The sequence below is a fragment of the Streptomyces sp. NPDC056169 genome (assembly GCF_042268445.1).
GTDB lineage: Bacteria > Actinomycetota > Actinomycetes > Streptomycetales > Streptomycetaceae > Streptomyces.
Genome location: NZ_JBHJUO010000007.1, coordinates 213,213 through 230,374 on the forward strand (window position 1 = coordinate 213,213; position 17,162 = coordinate 230,374).

14 protein-coding genes and 1 pseudogene are annotated in these 17,162 nt (G+C 73.5%); 6 read left to right on the plus strand and 9 right to left on the minus strand.

Translation table 11 applies throughout. The features are described 5' to 3' along the window. Window positions 1-336: 336 nt before the first annotated feature. Window positions 337-1,326 carry a 23S ribosomal RNA methyltransferase Erm gene (gene erm / locus ACFC0G_RS13490; RefSeq protein ID WP_376401952.1) on the plus strand — a complete coding sequence of 330 codons (990 nt, stop codon included), beginning with the start codon at window positions 337-339 and terminating at the stop codon, window positions 1,324-1,326. A 379-nt stretch (window positions 1,327-1,705) separates the two neighbouring features. Here the strand turns inward: erm (ACFC0G_RS13490) and erm (ACFC0G_RS13495) are convergent. The 3 genes and pseudogenes from erm (ACFC0G_RS13495) to ACFC0G_RS13505 all read right to left on the minus strand — a co-directional run. Beyond that, window positions 1,706-2,500: pseudogene (erm, locus tag ACFC0G_RS13495) on the minus strand (23S ribosomal RNA methyltransferase Erm); the annotation flags it as partial. Between the two features lie 358 nt (window positions 2,501-2,858). After that, window positions 2,859-3,527, minus strand: coding sequence for a peptide-methionine (S)-S-oxide reductase MsrA (msrA, locus tag ACFC0G_RS13500; RefSeq protein WP_376401955.1), 669 nt, complete (start codon window positions 3,525-3,527; stop codon window positions 2,859-2,861). Between the two features lie 135 nt (window positions 3,528-3,662). Continuing rightward, entirely contained in the window at window positions 3,663-4,772 is a 1,110-nt protein-coding gene (locus ACFC0G_RS13505) for a hypothetical protein (protein WP_376401958.1), read from the minus strand. A gap of 71 nt (window positions 4,773-4,843) precedes the next feature. Between ACFC0G_RS13505 and ACFC0G_RS13510 the strand changes: the two genes are divergently transcribed. Continuing rightward, a complete protein-coding gene (locus ACFC0G_RS13510) occupies window positions 4,844-5,998 on the plus strand; it encodes a cystathionine gamma-synthase (RefSeq protein WP_376401961.1) in 1,155 nt (384 codons plus the stop codon). A 68-nt stretch (window positions 5,999-6,066) separates the two neighbouring features. Here the strand turns inward: ACFC0G_RS13510 and ACFC0G_RS13515 are convergent, their stop codons facing one another. The 4 genes from ACFC0G_RS13515 to ACFC0G_RS13530 are packed head-to-tail and all read right to left on the minus strand — an operon-like array spanning window position 6,067 to window position 7,633. Continuing rightward, window positions 6,067-6,258 carry a DUF1059 domain-containing protein gene (locus ACFC0G_RS13515; RefSeq protein WP_376401964.1) on the minus strand — a complete coding sequence of 64 codons (192 nt, stop codon included), beginning with the start codon at window positions 6,256-6,258 and terminating at the stop codon, window positions 6,067-6,069. Between the two features lie 46 nt (window positions 6,259-6,304). After that, the gene (locus tag ACFC0G_RS13520; RefSeq protein ID WP_376401967.1) at window positions 6,305-6,556 is read right to left on the minus strand and encodes a hypothetical protein; all 252 of its coding nucleotides are present in this window, start codon (window positions 6,554-6,556) and stop codon (window positions 6,305-6,307) included. After that, a complete protein-coding gene (locus ACFC0G_RS13525) occupies window positions 6,553-7,065 on the minus strand; it encodes a sigma factor-like helix-turn-helix DNA-binding protein (protein ID WP_376401969.1) in 513 nt (170 codons plus the stop codon). Before ACFC0G_RS13525 ends, ACFC0G_RS13520 begins: the two co-directional genes overlap by 4 nt. A gap of 31 nt (window positions 7,066-7,096) precedes the next feature. Next, window positions 7,097-7,633: a MarR family winged helix-turn-helix transcriptional regulator gene (locus ACFC0G_RS13530; RefSeq protein ID WP_376401972.1), complete on the minus strand. Its 537-nt coding sequence runs from the start codon at window positions 7,631-7,633 to the stop codon at window positions 7,097-7,099. A 148-nt stretch (window positions 7,634-7,781) separates the two neighbouring features. Between ACFC0G_RS13530 and ilvA the strand changes: the two genes are divergently transcribed. Next, on the plus strand, window positions 7,782-9,011 hold the full coding sequence (gene ilvA / locus ACFC0G_RS13535) for a threonine ammonia-lyase (protein WP_376401975.1): 1,230 nt from the start codon (window positions 7,782-7,784) through the stop codon (window positions 9,009-9,011). Between the two features lie 259 nt (window positions 9,012-9,270). Here ilvA and ACFC0G_RS13540 read toward each other — a convergent pair whose 3' ends face one another. Beyond that, window positions 9,271-9,735 (minus strand): helix-turn-helix domain-containing protein, encoded by a 465-nt coding sequence (locus ACFC0G_RS13540; protein ID WP_376401978.1) that lies wholly within the window; start codon window positions 9,733-9,735, stop codon window positions 9,271-9,273. A 248-nt stretch (window positions 9,736-9,983) separates the two neighbouring features. Here ACFC0G_RS13540 and ACFC0G_RS13545 point away from each other — a divergent pair, with 248 nt between their 5' ends. From ACFC0G_RS13545 to ACFC0G_RS13555, 3 genes are all read left to right on the plus strand, one after another. Further along, a complete protein-coding gene (locus ACFC0G_RS13545; RefSeq protein WP_376401981.1) occupies window positions 9,984-12,863 on the plus strand; it encodes a BTAD domain-containing putative transcriptional regulator in 2,880 nt (959 codons plus the stop codon). A 93-nt stretch (window positions 12,864-12,956) separates the two neighbouring features. Then, window positions 12,957-14,042: an ATP-binding cassette domain-containing protein gene (locus ACFC0G_RS13550; protein WP_376401985.1), complete on the plus strand. Its 1,086-nt coding sequence runs from the start codon at window positions 12,957-12,959 to the stop codon at window positions 14,040-14,042. Next, a complete protein-coding gene (locus ACFC0G_RS13555; protein ID WP_376401988.1) occupies window positions 14,039-14,845 on the plus strand; it encodes an ABC transporter permease in 807 nt (268 codons plus the stop codon). Before ACFC0G_RS13550 ends, ACFC0G_RS13555 begins: the two co-directional genes overlap by 4 nt. A gap of 9 nt (window positions 14,846-14,854) precedes the next feature. Here the strand turns inward: ACFC0G_RS13555 and ACFC0G_RS13560 are convergent, their stop codons facing one another. Next, complete coding sequence (locus tag ACFC0G_RS13560; RefSeq protein ID WP_376401991.1) at window positions 14,855-17,140, minus strand: protein kinase; 2,286 nt, start codon at window positions 17,138-17,140, stop codon at window positions 14,855-14,857. Window positions 17,141-17,162 lie beyond the last annotated feature (22 nt).

Genomic DNA, 17,162 nt, shown 5'->3' on the forward strand with positions numbered 1-17,162 from the left:
TCATCCCCGACCTGACATATTCCGGCCTTGCGTGCGGAGGGGGCGGGTCGGATGCGGGCTCAACCAGGCTCGTGAGGAGGCCCCTTGAGGGCTCGTCACCCCACCTCCTTCAGGGAGTGTCCAATACCACTCCCTCGCACCTCACTTGAGGGTCGACGGCTTCTCGACGCCTCTCCCGCCCCTCCCTGCTCACCCCTCACGGGCTTCCCTCGGTCCCCTTCCAACTCCCTTGTGGCAGGCCGCCCCTGTGTCAACTCACTCCCCGGCCGGGCGGTGACCCGTGAGGTATGGTCCGTGCCAAGTCCATTGACCACGGAGCCAGGGAGGGGAGCGTTCATGGCCGTGCGCGACTCCGCACCGAGACGAGCGGATCGGGACACTCTCCGCCGTGAATTGGGGCAGAATTTCCTCCAGGACGACAGAGCCGTGCGCAATCTCGTCCGGCAGGTCGAGGGGGACGGAAGGCACGTTCTCGAAATCGGCCCCGGAAAGGGCGCGATCACCGAGGAGCTGCTGCACTCCTTCGACACCGTCACGGCCGTGGAGATGGACCCGCACTGGGCCGCGCATGTACGGAAGAAGTTCTCCGGGGAAAGGGTCACCGTATTCCAGGGGGATTTCCTCGACTTTCGCTTTCCGAGCGAGATCGACACCGTCATCGGAAACGTTCCCTTCGGCATCACGACCCAGATCCTCCGGTGTCTCCTGGAATCCACCGACTGGCAGTCGGCTTCCTTGATCGTGCAGTGGGAGGTCGCCCGTAAACGGGCCGGTCACAGCGGCGGATCGCTGCTCACGACCTCCTGGGCGCCGTGGTACGAGTTCGAGGTCCACGACCGCGTCCGCGCCGCGTCCTTCCGCCCGATGCCCAGCGTCGACGGCGGCATCCTGACGATCAGGCGACGGCCCCGGCCCCTCCTGCCGGAGAGCGCGTGCCGCGCCTTCCAGAACTTCGCCGAAGCCGTCTTCACCGGCCGCGGCCGGGGCCTCGCCGAGATCCTCCGGCGCCACATCCCCCGGCAGAGCTACCGCCCCCTCGCCGACCGCCACGGAATTCCCGACGGCGGACTGCCGAAGGACCTGACCCTCACCCAGTGGGTGGCCCTCTTCCAGGCCTCCCAGCCCGGGTCCGGGCCAGGGGTGGCCGGCCCGCGCACGCCCGCCCAGGGCGGCGGCGGCCGGGACCACGAACCGGCGACGCCCGGGGCCCGCAGGTCCGGCCCTGCGCGCGGCGGCGACCCCTACGCTCCCCGCGGGCAGGTTCGGCAGACGAAGGGACGCCAGGGCGCACGCGGCTCCTCGTACGGACGCCGCACGGGCAGATAGCCCCGAGGCCCGGCCCCGGGGCCTCGCGACCCTGCGACCGCCGGCCGGCCCCGCGGCCTTCGGCCTCGCAGCCCACAGCCCCGGCCTCGCACCCCCGCAGCCCCGCGACCCCGCAACCCCGCGACGCCACCCCCCGGGGGGCCTGTCCGGCCGCCCCAGGTCAGGAGGCCTCCGGCCGGCCCCCGCGCCGCCCCGGCTCGGTCCCGGTGGCGCTGCGTACGGTGCGCCCCCGGCCGCGCCGCGCCTGCGGCGGCACGCCCCGGCGGTTCGCGGACACGCGGGCTCCCGGATGACCGGCCCCCGCCCGGGCCGTCCCGGGTGCTCCGGCCGCGCCGACGACCGTGCCGTCGACACCGTCGAACCCACCGCCGGCCGAACCGCCCGCCAGCTCCCACAGCGAAGCCCACTGGCCGGGCTTGAGATCCTTGGGCAGCGCGTGCGGCGAGATGTCGTTCCGCCACAGCCACGCCGCCAGCTCCCGCTGCGAGATCCGCCCGGTACGGCGCAGGATCTCCTTCAGCCCGTTCCCGCGGCCCGTGAACACCTGGCGGACGAAGTCCTGGTACGTCTTCACCTGGCCCACGAGCGGCGCGGACCGCCGCCGGATGACCAGGACACCCCCGTCCACCCCCGGCATCGGGCGGAAGGCGCGAGCGGGGACCCGGGAGTGCAGGTCGAACTCGTACCAGGGAGCCCAGGCGGCCGTCAGCAGGGTCGACCCGCCGACGCCGGCCCTGCGACGGGCGACCTCCCACTGGACGAGGAGGACGGCGGTGTGCCAGTGCTGGGCGTCGAGCAGCCGCCGCATGATCGACGTCGTCAGATGGAAGGGGACGTTGCCGACGACCACGTGCGGGTTGCGCGGCAGCGGGAAGCGCAGGAAGTCGTGGTGCACCACGGTCACGTGACCGGGCGTACGGGCCCCGAGGCGCTGCGCCCGCCGGCCGTCGAGCTCGACGGCGGTGATCGGCCTGCCGTGGCTGCTCAGGGGGAGGGTCAGGGCGCCGTCACCCGGACCGATCTCGAGTATCGGACCCTTGGTCCGGGCCACCAGGCCGTCGATCTCGTCGATCACGGACCGGTCGACGAGGAAGTTCTGGCCGAGCTCGTGTCGCCCGCCCTGCGGGGAAAGCGGGGAATGCGAAGAATGCGAGGAATGAGGAGGGAAAGGCATGAGTCTGCTCCGCGAAGCCGTTCGGAGCCGGGGCAGCACGAGGGGCCGCACCGGCGGGACACGGAAGCGGAGGGCCTGAACGAACGCGAGAGCGCGCGTACCGACGCAGGGCTGCGAGCGAAGAACGCAGGAGTGCGAACGAAGAACGCAGGAGTGCGAGGAAGGGCGCGCGGAGAGTCGAGACGCGTGAAGAGGGGCCCGCCGCTAGGCGCGGCGCAGCCTCATGTAACGGGCCTGAGCGTGGCAGAACTGCATGGCGCCAGCCTAACACCGCCGGATTCCGGCCCGATTGAGGATTCCTGGAGCCCCGACGCCCCCGCCGCTGCCGGCGAGGGCAGGGCGGGGGCGTCGGCCGGACTCACACCCCCGGCGCCTCGGCGACGCCGATCGGGCAGGAGACACCGGTGCCGCCGATGCCGCAGTAGCCCGCGGGATTCTTGTCCAGGTACTGCTGGTGGTACGCCTCCGCCGGATAGAACGGACGCTCCTCGTCCGCCGGCAGGACGTGCGTGGTGATCTCGCCGTAGCCGGAGCCCGCCAGCACCTTCTGGTAGGCCGCACGGGAGGCCTCGGCCTGCGCGGCCTGGGCGGGGGAGTGGGTGTAGATCGCCGAGCGGTACTGCGTGCCCACGTCGTTGCCCTGGCGGAAGCCCTGGGTCGGGTCGTGGGACTCCCAGAAGAGCTTCAGGAGGGACTCGTACGAGACCTTCGACGGGTCGAAGACGACCCGGACGACCTCGGTGTGGCCGGTCAGGCCCGAGCACACCTCCTCGTACGCCGGGTTCGGCGTGAGGCCGCCCTGGTAACCGGCGAGGGTCGTCCAGACGCCCTCGGTCTGCCAGAACTTGCGCTCGGCGCCCCAGAAACAGCCCAGGGCGAAATCGGCGACCTCCAGCCCCTCCGGGTAGGGGCCGAGGAGCGGGTTGCCGAGGACCGTGTGGCGCTCCGGGACGGAGAACTCGGGCTCCGGGCGGCCGCGCAGAGCCTGCTCGGGGGTGGGGAGGACGGGGGTGCGGGACAGGAACATGCTGCATCTCTCCTCGACGGTCGGCGCTACGCACAACAAGGGAGGGCCGGAAGGGATTCCCCTCCCGGCCCTCGCCGCCACACTTCCGGCGGTCCGCCTCAGCGCGGCAGCAGTCACCGGACTGCGCCGTCCGCCTCAGCGCGGCAGCGTCACCGGACTGCCGCCGTTCGCCTCGTACCCCGCCACCGCCAGGTTCCGGAAGACCGTGTACTCCGCCGCCGGGTCCCCGCTCAGCGTCCACGGCACCGCACCCACGTGCCCGTCGACGTGCACCAGCTGGTGCATGGCCTCCGCCCAGCGCTCGCCGCGCACCAGGAACCAGACGAGCAGATGGCGGACGTGCGCGAGCATCGGGTCGTCGGGCCGGGCCGAGTGGACCGCGTACAGCGCGCCTTCCGTCGCCTTGCTCACCACGGCCGTACGGAAGAAGTCCTGCACCAGCACCACGTCCGGCACGTGCTCGTACACCGCGAACAGCGGCAGCGCCGCGAGCAGCGACCCCCGCGGGGCGCGCGCCGCGGCCGTCGTCGCGAAGTGATCGGCCTCCTCGCGCGAGCCGTGCCACTTCTCGCACCAGTAGTGCAGGGCCGCCAGGTGCGCCCCCATGTGCTGCGGAGCCCGGTCGATGACCTTCGCCCACACCTGGTCGAACTGCTCGTGGCCGTAGCCGAGGCCGCGCGCCACGGCCAGCTGCGTGATGTACGGGACGGGGTCGCCGGGGGCGAGCAGCGCCGCCTCGTCGGCGACCTTCAGCGCCTCCTCCAGGATGATCCGGAAGTCGTCGGACCCGGCCGCCGAGGAACGCCACGCCTGCTGCACCAGGAACTCGGCGTGCACGGCCGCGCCGCCCGCGTCCTTCGGGGCGTCCGCCCGCCAGGCCCGCAGCCACGCCCCGCCGACGCCCGGCCGCTCCTGGAGCTCCAGGGAGGCGGCGCCCGCGAAGGCCTGGACGCGCTGCCAGCGCACCTCGCCCTCCTTGTCGGTGTCCGCGAGGAGCCGCGAGGCCGCCCGCCAGTCCTGGGTGGCCTGGACGACGTCGAGGACGTGGAGCAGGTCGTCGTCGGCGCCGGGCAACCGCACGTCCTGCTCCTCCTGCCGGGCGAAGCCGTACGCCTCCGGGTCCGCCGCGTCCGGTGCCCCCGGCGCGACCTGACGGATCCCGACACCGCCCCGGCGGCGCAGCACAAAGCGGCTGAGCACACCGAACAGCAGCACCATCGCGAACAGGAACAACAGAATCTCCATGCGTCCATTGTCCAGGACGCCGCGTGAGACGAACGAAGCGGCAGGGGGCGCTCGGCACTACGCTCCTGACCATGAGCGACCAGCACTCTCATCAGAGCTTCGAGACCCGCGCGATCCACGCGGGCAACACCGCCGACCCGCTGACCGGCGCGGTCGTCCCGCCCATCTACCAGGTGTCCACCTACAAGCAGGACGGCGTCGGTGGGCTGCGCGGCGGATACGAGTACAGCCGCAGCGCGAACCCGACCCGTACCGCCCTGGAGGAGAACCTGGCGGCCCTGGAGGGCGGCCGGCGCGGTCTCGCCTTCGCCTCGGGGCTCGCCGCCGAGGACTGCCTGCTGCGCACCCTCCTCGCGCCCGGCGACCACGTGGTCATCCCGAACGACGCCTACGGCGGCACCTTCCGGCTCTTCGCGAAGGTCGTGCAGCGCTGGGGCGTGGACTTCTCGGTGGCGAACACCTCCGACATCGCCTCGGTGCGGGACGCCGTCAACGACCGTACGAAGCTGATCTGGGTCGAGACCCCCTCGAACCCGCTCCTCGGCATCACCGACATCGAGGCCGTCGCCGGCGTCGCCCGCCAGGCCGGCGTCAAGCTCGTCGTCGACAACACCTTCGCCTCGCCCTACCTCCAGCAGCCGCTGGCGCTCGGCGCGGACGTCGTCGTCCACTCGCTCACCAAGTACATGGGCGGGCACTCGGACGTCGTCGGCGGCGCGCTCGTGACGGCCGACGAGGCGCTCGGCGAGGAGCTCGCCTACCACCAGAACGCGATGGGCGCGGTCGCCGGGCCCTTCGACTCGTGGATCGTGCTGCGCGGCATCAAGACGCTCGCGGTGCGCATGGACCGCCACAGCGAGAACGCGACGAAGATCGTCGAGATGCTGACCCAGCACCCGAAGGTCACCCAGGTCCTCTACCCGGGCCTGCCGGAGCACCCGGGGCACGAGGTCGCGGCCAAGCAGATGCGTTCCTTCGGCGGGATGATCTCCTTCCGCGTCCAGGGCGGCGAGGAGGCGGCGGTCGAGGTCTGCAACCGTGCGCAGCTCTTCACGCTCGGTGAGTCGCTGGGCGGCGTGGAGTCCCTCATCGAGCACCCGGGCCGCATGACGCACGCGAGCGTCGCGGGCTCGGCCCTTGAGGTCCCGGCCGACCTCGTCCGCGTCTCGGTGGGCATCGAGAACGTCGAGGACCTGCTCGCGGACCTCCGCCAGGCCCTGGGCTAGCCGGTACGGAGGGCCCGGGCACCTTCCAGGGGCCCGGGCCCTCTGCCGTACTCGGGTCCCCGGCAGCCTCAGGTCCCCGGCAGCGACTCTTTCAGCTCGGCCCTGACCTGCTCGCGGAGCTCGGGGGAGTCCGTGTGTTCGTGGACGGAGACCATGTGCTCGGCCGCCGCCCGTACGACCTCTTCCTCCTCGCCCGAGATGTAGAGCGAGCAGCCGGAGACGCTCGGGGTGTCCCGGCAATCGGTGGCTTTCCTGGCCATGACGACCTCCCGTAGCCCCCTCCTCCAGGCTAGGCCCGGCCTCTCCTCACCACCCTTCGAGCGGGGGAGTCGTCCGTGCCGGCGGGGTCTCCCAGGGCCGTTCCACCGACGCCCACACCACGAACACGAGCACCGCGACGGCGAACAGGCCCCACAGCACCCGGCGGGCCGCACGGTCGCGGCGGGCCCGCCGGGAGCCGCGCTCCACCGCCCGGAGGGCGAGGTCCGCGGGGACCGGCGGGTGCGGGGTGTCCAGCATCCGCCGGACCGCCGCCTCCTTGTCCTCGTGCCGGGTCACGCGGCGATCTCCCGAGCGGCACCCGGGGCGGCCGCCGCGCCGCGCGCCGCGGCCCGGAGCGCGGCGACCGAGCGCGCGCACACGGCGCGGACACGTGCCTCGGAGAGCCCGAGCAGGGCCGCGACCTGCTCCTCGGCCACGCCTTCGTACAGCCGCAGGACGACGACGAGACGTTCCTGCGGGCCGAGCGCGGCCAGCGGACCCTGCCCGCCGTGGTGCCGCCACGCGGTGCGGGCGAAGCGGGCGGCGAGATCGCGTCGCGCGAGGTCGTACGGGTCCTCGTCGCGGAGCCGCGTCCACACCGCGTACGTATGGGCGAGGGCGGCGCTCAGCAGCGCCCTCGCCTGGGGGTTGGCGGTACGGGACTCGGCGGTGAGCAGGGTCGCGGCATGCAGCAGCCGCCCTGCCGCCCCGGCCACGAACGCCTCGAACTCCCGGGTGCGGTGGGCCTGTTGACTCCCGGGCCCGTTGCCAGGCCCGCCGCCAGGTCCGATCCGATGCTCGCGCACCCCCTCATAGGAGGGCAGCGGGCGGCCGGGGTCAAGAGGTCGGAGCGGACTCCGTCGACGAACCCCCGGACGCGGTGCCCGGGTGGCCCGTGTGCGCCGACTGCCGTGCGGACAGGGCGGTGTTGAAGCGCGTCAGCAGGGTGCAGAAGGACTCGCGCTCGGCCTGCGTCCAGCCGTCCGTGACCTCCACCATCAGCTGACGGCGCGAGGAGCGGACCTCCTCCAGGCGGGCGAGGCCGCGCGGCGACAGCTGGAGCACGACCGCGCGCCCGTCCTCCGGGTGCGAGGTCCGCTTGACCAGGCCGGTGTCGACGAGCGGGGCGACCTGCCGGGTGACCGTGGACGAGTCGATCCCCATGCCCGCCGCGAGCGCCTTGACGCCCATCGGCCCTTCCTGGTCCAGCCGGTTGAGGAGCAGGTAGGCGGCCCGGTCCATGGAGTTGCGGAGCTGCCCCGTACCGCCGAGGCGCGTCTGCTCGGCCCGGCGGGCGAAGACGGCCACCTGGTGCTGGAGGGCGTCGAGGAGACCGGGGTCGAGCTCAGTCGTCATGTCCTGAGATGTGGGCATGGCTGTGGGTCTCTCTCGTGCGAGGTGGTCGGTTGGTGGGGGACAGAGTACGCGGACCCGAGGGGGTCCGTACCGGGGCTGCGCAAACCGGATTCGGCACCCGCCCGCCGAGCGGCCACGAGGGCGGTGAGCTGCGAGACTTGCTGTCATGAGCTTCCGTACGCGAGACCCCTTGCACCACCTCATGCTGGACGACGTGCGCGGGGCGCAGAAGATGCTGTCCGGGGTGGCCCGGGTGACCGCGATGGAGGGCAGCCGCCACCTGTCGTCGCTGGTGGGGGCGCCGGTCCAGCTCAAGTGCGAGAACCTCCAGCGGACCGGTTCCTTCAAGCTGCGCGGGGCGTACGTACGGATCGCCGGGCTGCGCCCCGAGGAGCGGGCGGCCGGGGTCGTCGCCGCCTCGGCGGGCAACCACGCGCAGGGCGTCGCGCTCGCCTCGAAGCTGCTCGGCGTGCACGCGACGGTCTTCATGCCGGTCGGCGCCCCGCTGCCGAAGGTCGCGGCCACCCGGGACTACGGCGCCGAGGTCCGGATGCACGGCCACGTCGTCGACGAGACGCTGGCGGCGGCGGAGGAGTACGCCCGGGAGACGGGCGCGGTCTTCATCCACCCCTTCGACCACCCCGACATCATCGCGGGGCAGGGCACGGTCGGCCTGGAGATCCTGGAGCAGTGCCCGGAGGTCCGGACGATCGTCGTGGGCATCGGCGGCGGCGGTCTGGCGGCCGGCGTGGGGCTCGCGGTGAAGTCGCTGCGCCCGGACGTGAAGGTGATCGGCGTGCAGGCGGAGGGCGCGGCCGCGTACCCGCCCTCGCTGGCGGCCGGGCATCCGGTGGTGATCGAGTCGCCGGTGACGATGGCCGACGGGATCAAGGTGGGGCGGCCGGGCGACGTGCCGTTCGCCCTGATCCAGGAGTACGTGGACGAGGTCCGTACCGTCTCCGAGGACGAGCTGTCGTCGGCGCTGCTGCTCTGCCTGGAGCGGGCCAAGCTGCTCGTCGAACCGGCCGGCGCGAGCCCGGTGGCGGCCCTCCTCGCCGACCCGAGGGCCTTCCAGGGGCCCGTGGTGGCGATCCTGTCGGGCGGGAACGTCGACCCGCTGCTCCTCCAGCGGATCCTGCGGCACGGCATGGCCGCCGGGGGCCGCTATCTGAGCCTGCGGCTGCGGGTGACGGACCGGCCGGGGGCGCTCGCGACCCTGCTCGCGGTCCTCACGGTGGTCGACGCGAACGTCCTCGACGTGAGCCACGTACGGACGGATCCGCGGCTGGGCCTCACGGAGGCGGAGGTCGAGCTGCACCTGGAGACGAAGGGCCCGGAGCACTGCCGGGAGGTGGAGGAGGCGCTGCGGGACGCGGGCTACACGATCCTCGGCTGACCCGGCTCCGCAGCGCCCGGTACCCCCGTACCCCAGCGTTGCGCCCGCCGCCCGGCCGACCCCGTACCCCCGTACCCCCGCGCCCCGCGTACCTCCGTATGCCTGCGCCACCGCCCCGCGCCCTGCGGCGCCCGTACGCGTCCACCGCCCCGCCCCGCCCCGCGCCCGGCCGCGCCCGTACCCCGCGCGCGTACGCGTCCACCGCCCCGCGCCCGTACCCCGCGCCCTACCCCCCCCGTACCCCGCCCCGCCCGCCCCGTCAGCGCGGCCGGTGGAGTCGGGCCGCGCGGGTGAGCTCGGCCGCCAGGCCGCCGAGCACGGCGCCCGCCACGACCAGGCCGAGGGGCCGGACGCCGCCCGCCACGACCGGGCCGCGCGGCCGCACGGGCCCCCGGCGGATCCGCGCCGCGGCGTGCGGCGCGGGCGCCGGGATCCCGGCGGTCGTCCGCGCGGCCGACTCGTGCGCGAGCGAGTGCTCCAGGCGGATCAGGAGCGGCCGGGGGTCCTCCCCGGAGGCCGCCGCGAACTGCTCGACCGCGATCCGCGTCGGTAACTGCTTCTGGTTCAGGAACCGTTCCCACGAGGATCGGCTGTAGTGCGTGCGCTGCGCGAGCTTGCCGTAGCTGAGCTCCGCGGCGCACTTGATCCGCCGCATCTCGGCCGTCAGCTCCTCCCAGGGCGCCGCCTCGCATCCCGAGCAGCCCCGGCCACCGTTCGCCGCCATCCTGGATCCCCCGATCACTCGTCCTCCTCACCGGCGGTCACAGCCTCGCGCGCGGGCCCAACGGCCCACCAACGAACCACCAACGGGGGAGCGGACGCGGTGGCCGGATGCCACTGTCCCGGCGCCCTCCCGCGTCCCTGGGACGCGACCCGCCCACCATGCGAAACCCCGTCCCGAATCGGCCGTTCCGGACCTACGATGCGACCGTCGGATCATCTCCCCAGTGGCTGGTGAACGACTCTGGGGGGATGGTCGCCGTGCGCTTCGGGCTGCTGGGTTCGTTCGTCGTGGAGGATGTCGGGGGTACGCCCCGGCAGGTCGGGACACCGAAGGCGCGGGCCCTGCTGGCCGTGCTGCTGCTGCGGGCCAACGCCCCGGTGTCCTGGGACACCGTGAAGACCGCGATCTGGGGGGAGTCCGTTCCGGCCACCGCCCGCGCCTCGCTCCACAACCACGTCGCCCGCCTCCGGCGCGACCTCGACCCGGGCTGCGACGGGGCGGCGGAGGACCAGGGGATCGACGCGCCGGAGTCCCGGATCCAGGTCACCCCGGCCGGCTTCCGGCTGCGGGTCCTGGACGACGAGCTGGACGTCACCCGCTTCGACCGGTACATCTCCCGGGCGCGGACCGCGCGGCTCGCCGAGGACTGGACGGCGGTCGAGGAGCTGACGGGCGCGGCGCTCGCCCTGTGGCGGGGTGCGCCGCTCTCCGACGTACCCCTGCCCGACAGCGAACGGGAACCGTTCGTCAGGCGCCTGGAGGAGGCCAGGCTCCAGGTCCTGGAGTGGCGCTACGAGGCCGATCTGCACCTGGGCCGCCACCAGGGCATCGCCGCCGAACTCGCCGCACTGGTCGCGGCCCACCCGCTGCGCGAGACGTTCGTCGGCCAGCTGATGCTGGCCCTCCACCGCAGCGGCCGGCCGGCCGACGCGCTCCTCGCCTACGACACCGCCCGCCGGACGATCCGCGGGGAGCTGGGCGTCGACCCCGAGCCGGGTCTCGTCGAACTGCACCGCCGCATCCTGACGCTCGACCCGGCGCTCACCGCACCGCAGGCCCCCGCGGAACCCCTTCCACTGCCGAGCCCGTCCCACCCCGTACGCACCGACGCGGACCCGCCCGCCGACACCCACCCCGTCCCGCACCAACTCCCCTCCTCGCCCGCCGACTTCACCGGCAGGGAGCAGGAGCTGGACCGTATCGTCGGAGAGCTGACCGCGACCGACCGCCCCGGCGGGGCGACGGTCCTCGTCCACCGGGTCTCCGGCAGCGGCGGCATGGGCAAGACGACGCTGATGGTGCGGGCGGCGCACCAGATCCGCGAGCGCTTCCCCGACGGCCAGATCTTCCTCGACCTGGGCGGCATGACGACGATGCCCATGTCCCCGGAGAACGCCCTCGGGCTGCTGCTCCGCACGCTCGGCGCGGCACCGGAGGAGGTGCCCGGCGGCCTCCAGGCCCGCAGCGCGCTGTTCCGCAGCCTGATCGCCGGCCGGCGGATGCTGATCCTCCTGGACGACGCGGGCGACGCGGCCCAGATACGGCCGCTGCTGCCGGGCGCGGCGGGCAGCGCCGTCCTGGTGACCAGCCGCCGCAGGCTGGTCAGCTTCCCGGGCGTACGGATCGACCTCGGCGCGCTGCCCGACGACGCGGCCCACCGGCTCCTCGCGTCGATCGTCGGCGAGGACCGGGTCGCGGCCCGGCCGGCCGCCACCGAGGAGGTGCTGCGCGCCTGCGGCGGAATGCCGCTGGCGCTGCGCCTCGCCGGGTCCCGCCTCGCCGCGCGCCCCGCCTGGTCGGTCCAGGACCTGGCCCAGCGGCTCACCAGCCACGGGCGGGTCCTGCGGGAGCTGTACGCCGACGACCTGCACGTCCGCACGGCGCTCCAGATGAGTTACGAACTCCTCCTCCAGGAGTCCACGGCGCGCACCGGCCCCGCGCGGGCGTTCCGGCTGCTCGGCCTGATGCCGAGCGTGGCGTTCGGCACCGAGGCCGCCGCGGCCCTGCTCGACTGCGACGAGATGTCCGTCGAGGACTGGCTGGAGGCGCTCGTCGACGCCCACCTCCTGGAGTCCCCCGCGCCGGGCCGCTACCAGTTCCACTGCCTGCTCCAGGAGCTCGCCAGGGAGCTGGCCGAGGAGACGGACACCGCGGAGGAGCGCACGCGGGCCGTCGAGCGCCTCGTCCTGTGGTGCCTGCGCGGCGCCGACGCGGCCACCGCGCGCCTGGCGCCCTCCGCCCGTCGCGTGCCCCTGGGCCCCGATCCGCGGCGGCCCGTCACCTTCGCCGGCTACGACGAGGCGTACGGCTGGTCCGAGCGGGAACACGACGTGCTGGTCGCCGCCGTGAGCCTGGCCCACGAGACCGGCCTGTACGCGCAGTCCTGGAGTCTCGCGGCCTCCCTCTGGGCGTACGTCAGGCTCGGCCGCAACGACGACTGGCTGTCCACGCACACCGTCGGCCTCGCGGCGGCCCGGGCCCTCGGGGACAAGCGGGCCGAGGCGTGGATGCTGAACGGCATCGGGAACCAGATCCAGCAGGCCGGCCGCCCCGCCGAGGCGATCACGTACTTCCGCCGGGCGCTGCGCCTCCACGAGGGGGTGCGGGGCCGGGACGCCGAGCTGTCCTCCGTCTTCAACAACATCGGCACGTGCTTCACCGACCTCGGCGACCACGAGCCCGCGCTCCACCACTACCGGGAATCCCTCGCCTGGGATCCGAAGAGCTGCGCCACGCTGAACAACACGGCGCACGCGCTGTCCCACCTGGGCCGCCACGACGAGGCCCTCGACGTGCTCGACCGGGCGGAGGAGATCCAGCGCGCGACGCACGACCGCGTCAGCCTCGCGATCGGTCTGCGGGTCAGGGGCGGCGTCCTGCGCGCGGCGGGCCGCCCGGCGGAGGCGGTCGAGGCGTACCGGCGCGCGCTCGCCCTCCAGCGGCTCGGCGGGGACCAGCACAGCGAGGCCGTCTCGCTCATGGGGCTCGGGGACGCCCTCGCCGACCTCGGGGACAAGACCGGGGCGGAGAGCTGCTGGGGGAAGGCGCTCCGCTGGATGGAACGCCTCGGCGACCAGGGCAGGACCGTGGAGCTGCGGAAGCGCCTGGAGGGGGCCGCGACCCCGTGATCGTGTGGCGTGGATCACTTATTCACTGGGCGGGGCCCGCCCGGTAAATCTAGGATCGGTAGGAAACGCCCGAATCTCCCTGGGAGAATCCACATGCCAGGCGCGATCTACGCCGAGGGTCTGGTGAAGACCTTCGGCGACGTACGAGCTCTGGACGGCGTCGACCTCGACGTACCGGAGGGCACTGTCCTGGGCCTCCTCGGTCCGAACGGCGCGGGGAAGACCACCACCGTGCGCATCCTCACGACGCTCCTCCAGCCCGACAGCGGCAGGGCCGTCGTCGCCGGAATCGACGTCCTCAAACATCCCGAACAGGTCCGCCGCTCGATCGGCCTCTCCGGCCAGTTCGCCGCGGTCGACGAATACCTCACCGGCCGCGAGAACCTCCAGATGGTCGGCCAGCTGTACCAGATGAAGGCGAAGGCGGCGAAGGTACGGGCCGACGAGCTCCTCGAACGGTTCCGGCTCGCCGACGCCGCCGACCGCACCGCCAAGACGTACTCCGGCGGCATGCGGCGGCGCCTCGACCTCGCGGCGGCCCTCGTCGTCTCCCCGCCGGTCATGTTCATGGACGAACCGACGACCGGCCTCGACCCCCGGAACCGGCAGGCGCTGTGGGAGGTCATCAAGGAGCTCGTCGCGGGCGGGACGACGCTGCTCCTCACCACCCAGTACCTGGAGGAGGCCGACCACCTCGCCCACGACATCTGCGTCGTCGACCAGGGCAAGGTCATCGCGCGCGGCACCTCCGACCAGCTCAAGGCCCAGACGGGCGGCGAGCGCGTCGAGGTCGTCGTCCACGAACCCGGCATGATCGCGGGCGCCCGCGACGTCCTCGGCCGCTACGGCATCGCGGGCCGGGGCCAGGGCGAGGTCTCCGTGGAGGAACACACCCGCAAGCTCACCGTCCCCGTCTCCGGCGGTGCCAAGCTGCTCGCCGAGGTCATCCGCGACCTGGACGCCGTCGGCGTCGAGATCGACGACATCGGCCTGCGCCGCCCCACCCTCGACGACGTCTTCATCTCCCTGACCGGCCACGCGGCCGCGCTGACGGAGGAGGAGAACGGCGGATCGCCCCCGCAGAACGGCAAGGACGGCCAGGGCGGCAAGGACGGCAAGGACGGCCAGGGCGGACGCGACGGACGCGGCCGTGACCGGACGAAGGAGACGGCCACGTGAGCACCGTGAACGACTCCCTGGTCATCGCCCGCCGCAACCTGATCCGCATGACCCGGATCCCCGAGATGATCCTGTTCGGGCTGATCCAGCCGGTGATGTTCGTGATCCTCTTCACGTACGTCTTCGGCGGCTCCATGAGCATCGGCGGCAGCACCGACCCGGACGTCTACAAGAACTTCCTGATGGCGGGCATCTTCGCGCAGACCGTCACCTTCGCCACGGCCGGCGCGGGCGCGGGCATCGCGGACGACATGCACAAGGGCCTCATCGACCGCTTCCGCTCCCTGCCGATGGCCCGGGGCGCGGTCCTCACCGGCCGCACCCTCGCCGACCTCTGCCAGACGGCGCTGACCCTGTTCGTCCTCGCGATCGTCGCGCTGCTCATCGGCTGGCGCCCGGGGTACGCGGCACCGACCAACTTCGGCAAGGTCATGGCCGGCTTCGCCCTGCTGCTCCTCCTCGGCTACGCCTTCACCTGGATCGGCGCCCTCATCGGCCTCTCGGTCCGCACCCCGGAGGCGGCGACGTCCGGCGGCCTCATCTGGCTCTTCCCGGTCACGTTCATCTCGAACGCGTTCGTGGACTCCAGCCAGATGCCGTCCTGGCTCCAGCCCATCGCCGAATGGAACCCCTTCAGCGCCACCGTGCAGGCCTGCCGCAAACTCTTCGGCGACCCGGGCGTCTCCCCGTCCGACGCCTGGCCGATGCAGTACCCGGTGTGGGCGTCGCTGATCTACTCGATCCTGATCGTCGCGATCTTCCGTACGCTCTCGGTCCGCAAGTACCGCCGCGCGGACGGCTAGGAGAGCGGATCAGGGCAGATATCCGGAGACGACGAGGCCGTCGGGGAGGGCGAGGAACACCGCCCCTCCGGCGGCCAGCGCGTCTCCGGCGGCCTGCACTCTCGGGAAGTCGTCAGGCGGGTTGAGGCGGTAGTCCTCCCTGCCGTTGTCGTCGTCAGGACCGGAGGCCGGATAGGAGACGACGCTCTCCGTGCCCGCGACCACGACCCGATCGCCCGCGAGATAGACACGCTGCCCGGAGTCCGCCCACGCCCGCCACTTCTGGCGGCCGCTCTCCAGGTCGTACGTGACGACCTGGTCGCCCGCGTCGATGACGGCGACGAGCCCGTCCGCGCTCACCGCGGGCCCGGCCGAGACCTGGCTGCCGATCGTGCGGCGCAGCGCGAGCGTCGCGGGGTCGAGGACGCCGACGGTGCCGTCCTGCCGGCCCGAGCACAGCACGCTGCCGCTCTTCTCGTGGACGGTGAAGCCGCCGCAGGCCTCCGTGCCCCGCGCCGTCTCCTTGCCGGTACGGGCATCCAGGGCCACCGGCACGTTGCCGAGCGGGACGAACACCCGTCCGGCCGCCGCGACCGGCTCCTCCGGCAGGGCGTCGAGCGGCGTCCGCCACAGCTTCTTGCCGTCGCCGAGTCGGACGGCGGTCACGAGCCCCGTCCGCTCGTCGCGCGTGTTGACGTACGTGGAGTAGAGGACCCCGTCCAGCAGGTCGGTGCCCTTCACGGCCCACTCCGCCCCGGGCCCCGGGATCCGGCGCCGCTCCTTGCCGTTCAGGAGCCCGTACGCGACGACCCCGTCCGGCCCCGTCACATACGCGGTGTCGCTGACGACCGCCGGGTACTGGGCCCCGCTGCGCAGCCCCTCGCCCCGGCCCAGCACCTTCCACCGCTGCTTGCCGTCCGCCGCGTTCAGCCCGGTGACCGCGCCGCCGGACCCGGGGCAGACCAGGACCTTCGGGGAGAGCGCGCAGGTGCCCGCGCCCGGCTCCACCTCGGTGGTCCACGGCGACCATCCGGCCGGGCGGTACGCGCGGTCCGTGCCGGCCGTGCCGAAGTCGTTGGTGTGGCCCTTGCCGCCGTACGGCAGGACGACCTGGCTCAGCGTCCGCGGAGCCGGGGCCTCCGACGTACCGGGGGCCGTACTCGGCGGCCCCGCGACCCCACCGTCCGCACTCCCCGTCCCGTCGGTCCGGTTGAGCAGCACCACGCCCACCGTCGCGAGCACGGCCACCGCCACCGCGCCCGCCACGACCGCACCCCACGGCCGCCGGCGAGGCGCGGCAGGGGCGGTGACCGGCGCCGGCGGCCGGTCCGTCATCGCCGTGGGGGAGTACGGAACGACCGGACCGAGCGTCGGCAGGTCCGCCACGCCCGCACCCGAGGACGCCGCCTCCCCGACGCTCCGCGCCGCCTCTCCGTATGAGGCGAGCAGTGACAACACCCCACCGGGCCAAGGGAAGACGGCCGGAGCACCTCCGCCGCCGAGCAGCTCCGCCAGCTCCCCCGCCGAGGGCCGCTCCGCCGGATCGAGTCGCAGGCAGCGCTCGACCACCGGCCGCAACTCCTCCGGGACCCCGGACAGTTCGGCGTCGGCGCGCGTGATCCGGTAGATCACCGCGGCCATCTCGTCGTCGTGGAACGGCCCTCGGCCGCTCGCCGCGAACGCGAGCACCGCACCCAAGCAGAACACGTCCGACGCGGTCACCACCGCCCGGCTCCCCACCAGGTGCTCCGGCGACATGAACCCGGGGGAGCCGACCACGAGCCCGGTCGAGGTCAGCGCCGTCGCCTCGAAGGCCTGGGCGATGCCGAAGTCGATCAGCTTCGGCCCGGCCGCGCCGAGCAGCACGTTCGCCGGCTTGAGGTCCCGGTGCAGCACCTTCACCCGGTGCACCTCCGCCAGGGCCGTGGCGAGCGCGACCCCGAGGGCCCGCACGGCCGCGACGGGCAGCGCCCCCGACCGTACGACGGCCTCGGCGAGGGAGGGCCCCGGCACGTACTCCGTCGCCAGCCACGGCGAGGGCGCGTCGGCGTCGGCGTCCACGAGCCGCGCCACCCCCGGCCCGTCGACGGTCCGCGCCGCCGCGATCTCCCGCCGGAACCGGGTCCGGAAGTCCCCGTCGACCTCCAGGTCCTCCCGCACGGTCTTCACGGCGACCATCCGGTACGGATCGGCCGTCGGCGCGTCGGCCCGGCAGGCGAGATGCACCTCGCCCATGCCGCCCGCACCGATCCGGGCCAGCAGCCGGTAGGGCCCGACGAGCCGCGGGGGCTGCCCCGAGGGCAGAGCTTCCAGCACCGAACAGGTCCTTTCAGGACGT